4 protein-coding genes are annotated in these 3672 nt (G+C 31.0%); all 4 read left to right on the forward strand.

What is annotated here, in order from left to right; genetic code table 11:
- Positions 1 to 277 precede the first annotated feature (277 nt).
- Positions 278 to 1801, forward strand: coding sequence for a hypothetical protein (locus IAI56_RS15310; protein WP_187658690.1), 1524 nt, complete (start codon positions 278 to 280; stop codon positions 1799 to 1801).
- Positions 1802 to 1814: 13 nt separating this feature from the next.
- Positions 1815 to 2456 carry a DUF6705 family protein gene (locus IAI56_RS15315; protein ID WP_187658691.1) on the forward strand — a complete coding sequence of 214 codons (642 nt, stop codon included), beginning with the start codon at positions 1815 to 1817 and terminating at the stop codon, positions 2454 to 2456.
- Positions 2457 to 2507: 51 nt separating this feature from the next.
- The gene (locus IAI56_RS15320; RefSeq protein ID WP_187658692.1) at positions 2508 to 3149 is read left to right on the forward strand and encodes a DUF6705 family protein; all 642 of its coding nucleotides are present in this window, start codon (positions 2508 to 2510) and stop codon (positions 3147 to 3149) included.
- A gap of 73 nt (positions 3150 to 3222) precedes the next feature.
- Positions 3223 to 3672: DUF6705 family protein (locus IAI56_RS15325; RefSeq protein WP_204158669.1), on the forward strand; the 450-nt coding region annotated here is incomplete at its 3' end.

A 3672-nucleotide genomic window follows, 5' to 3' on the forward strand; every position in this document is an offset into this window, starting at 1 on the left:
TTTATAACGTTATACTATTTACTTTATTGTATGAAATTTATTAATGTATTGTTAAATTTTTATTTATTACTATCATTGACCAAATGATTAGAAAACATTTTAATTCTTTTTAACAATTTGAATATTTATTTTTTATATTTGAAAGAATATTAGTAATTATATCAGCCAATAACATGTAAAAAATACGTATTTATACGTAGATACAATCCAATTGTTCTTATTACTTTTAAAAAAGTTTAGTACCAACCAAAAACCAATTTATTTTATAAAAAAAATCGTGCCTAAATTGTTTCTAACCCTATTTTTAGTATCGCTATTCGCTAGGTGTGATACTGAAGAAAATTATCTAAAAGAGAACCATCAACAAGTTAACAATAAAATAAAGTTACTAAAAGGACAAGATGCAAGAAACATCATCAATCAATTAAATTCTAAACTGCAAAACGCTGGTTTAAGACCAATTTATGATGAAAACATTCAAATGAGAACTATTGGCCAATCGATAGACTTCAACTCAATTTTGCAAGTTATAGATACCTTAGGGATTAAAAATTATACTTTTAGAATTTTAAACCATCCGAGCGATGATTATAAAACATTTCATAATTTAGTGGTTACTGAAAAAGGAACAGCAATTGAAACAACGCTTATGAAATATGAAATGAAGGAAGTTTTTGCTCAACAGTACAAGGCAGGATTAAAGCTGTTTCAACAGTTTGAGGGGAAAGTTATAGCGGCTGGATTTTCACTTTCTCCTTTAACACCAAAACCGTGTGAAGAAGTGGTTAAAGATATAATTCCGATACCCGACTATAACGTAACAGACCCAACAAGTGGCGTAGGTGGAAGTCCTACTGTTGACGGTGGTAATATTAATGAATATATAGGCAATAACCCCGGAAGTGGTTCATCAACTGTATGTCTTGAGTTGATGGCATTGCCTAAATGTACTAATTGCAACACGTCATTTGACAATTGGGATAGTTATTTCAATGCGGAATGCTCCAATGGAAAATATGGTTTGACGTTTGTTCTTAGTTATTCAGTAACAAACTGTCGATTGGCAAGTGATCCTTGTAATCCTGATGGAGAAATTGGGGTTTTGGAGCCGATTAAGGTTGAAAAAAATCCATGTGAACAACTAAATAGAATAATACCGAGTAGCTCTATTCAACAAACATTAAGAATATTAAAATCGCAATCCTCTGGTGATGATGAATATGGAAATTATATATCTTCTACTACTAATGCCTCAGGAGCGAGTTATCCATCATATCCTATTGTACCAAGAGACCCAAAGAACCCTCATAGTTTAGATATAGAAGCAGGATTATCAACAGGAAATGTAAAAGGTGTAATGCATTGCCACACTAATCCTGAAAATGGTGGAGTTCCAATGTTTTCTCCAGGAGATTTGGATAGTTTATTAGATGTTGCGTTGATGCACAATTCTAATGGTCAAGAAAAAAACTATGCTGAATATACCATTACACTTTCTGTTGGTTCAGGACATTATGCATTGAAGTTTAAAGATTATAGTGATTTTGTAAGTAAATATAGGGCGAATTTTGCTAAATTCGATGAAGATTTATGGGATGCCTATAAAGAAAATGGTAGTACCGCCAATAGTACTACATTAATAAAAGTCTTTCTAAGCACTTTAAAAAACAATAATTTTGGTAGTATTGGATTGTATAAAGCTACTGAAACAATAAATGCCAACGGCATCAGAGAAATATCTGGATGGAAGGAACAAATGCTTGATACAAATGGAAATTTAACAGAAATACCGTGTAATTAAAAAAACAATAAAAATGAAAAAAATAATCTTAATACTTCTTATCAGTAGCTCTTGTACAGCACAAAACCCAATTATTAATATTTATAATAAACCCAATTACCAAGGTAGAACTTCAAATGCTTATTACAAGGACTTGGACAACTTTCAAAATCAGTTTATAGGAACTTGGATTTTTGAAAATGGAATGGAAAAACTAGAAATTAGATTTAGAAAAAGAGAGATGATGTTCTCTCCAGGTGGTGTTGAATATTATGAAGACGTTTTAGTAGGAGAATACAAATACATTAATCCAGAAGGTGTTGAAAAAGTAAATAGTTTACTCAATTTAAATTTGAACCATGTTAGTCGTTTTGATTATAATTTGCATTCTATCACACAATTGGACAATTATGGTTTTGCGCCTCAATGCCCAGAGTGTCCACCAGGAACTAAACGAATGTATATGTCTTTTGACGAACCTGCTAATGATGACTCTGGTTTAAAGGCAGCATTAATCCTCAGAAAAGTAGTTGAAAATGGGGTTGAAAAAATTATTGCTCAACTGGAACATATAAAAGCTCATAATGGCAGAAGTAAAGAAGATATCTACTCACCTTCAACGTTTCGTGATTTTAGTGTTCCTTATGGTTTTTATACGTTAATAAAACAGCCATAAATACATAAGCCGTTTTGTTTTGAATTCTTTTCATCAATCATAAAAAATGAAATGAAAAAAATAGTTTTATTACTGCTTATCTGTGCATCATGTAATGCACAAACGCCAATAATTAATATGCATGATGATCCAAATTATCAAACTACAATCGCAAATGCATATTATAAAGACATATCAAATTTTTTTAATCAATTTGCGGGAACATGGATCTTTGAAAATGGTCAAGAAAAACTAGAAATTAGATTTAGAAAAAGAGAGATGATGTTCTCTCCTGGTGGTGTAGAATTTTATGAAGATGTTTTAGTGGGAGAGTACAAATACATTAATACAGAAGGTGTAGAAAAAGTAAACAGCTTGATGAATTTGAGTATAAATCATTTTAACAAAAGAGCTTATAATTTATATTCAGGATTTCAGCTAGATAATTATGGATTTGCTCCCCAATGCCCAGAGTGTCCACTAGGAACAAAAAGATTATATATGTTTTTTGATGAACCTGCTAATGATGATTTTGGTTTAGACGCAGCATTGATCATAAGAAGAGTGGTTGAAAATGGAGTCGAAAAAATAATTGCACAACTAGAACATATGAGTCCAGCTAGCAACGAGAATAAAGCAAATGTAGATTCGCCTTCTACGTTTAGAGATTTTAGTGTTCCTTATGGGTTTTATACGTTGATAAAACAGCCATAAATAGAGTAGCCGTCTTAATTTGTAAGACGGCTTCTTTTGTTTTGAATTCTTTTCATCAATTATAAAAAAAGAAATGAAAAAAATAGTTTTATTACTGCTTATCTGTGCATCATTTAATGCACAATCGCCAATATTAGACCTTTACAATGATAAAGATGAGATGAACACACCAGTCAATGCTTATTATAAAGACATACCAAATTTTTTTAATCAATTTGTAGGAACGTGGATTTATGTAAACGGATTAGAAAAACTAGAAATCAGATTCAGAAAAAGAGAAATGATGTTATCAAGACCCGGTGAATATCAATATTATGAAGATGTTTTAGTAGGAGAGTACAAATACATTAATCCTGATGGTGTGGAAAAAGTAAATAGTTTACTTAATTTGAATGTAAATCATTTAAGTTATTTTGATTACAACCTTTATTCTGGTTCACAAATGAGTAATAATAGTGTTGCTCCATTCTGTCCAGAATGTCCACCTGGAACAAAAAGATTATATATACCCGTAGTGCATTAT

The organism is Flavobacterium macrobrachii, from assembly GCF_014486675.1.
GTDB lineage: Bacteria > Bacteroidota > Bacteroidia > Flavobacteriales > Flavobacteriaceae > Flavobacterium > Flavobacterium macrobrachii.

Bases quoted from the DNA above. Each gene is read 5' to 3' on its own strand.
- IAI56_RS15315 (WP_187658691.1), top strand. From the start codon at position 1,815: ATGAAAAAAATAATCTTAATACTTCTTATCAGTAGCTCTTGTACAGCA.
- IAI56_RS15320 (WP_187658692.1), top strand. From the start codon at position 2,508: ATGAAAAAAATAGTTTTATTACTGCTTATCTGTGCATCATGTAATGCA.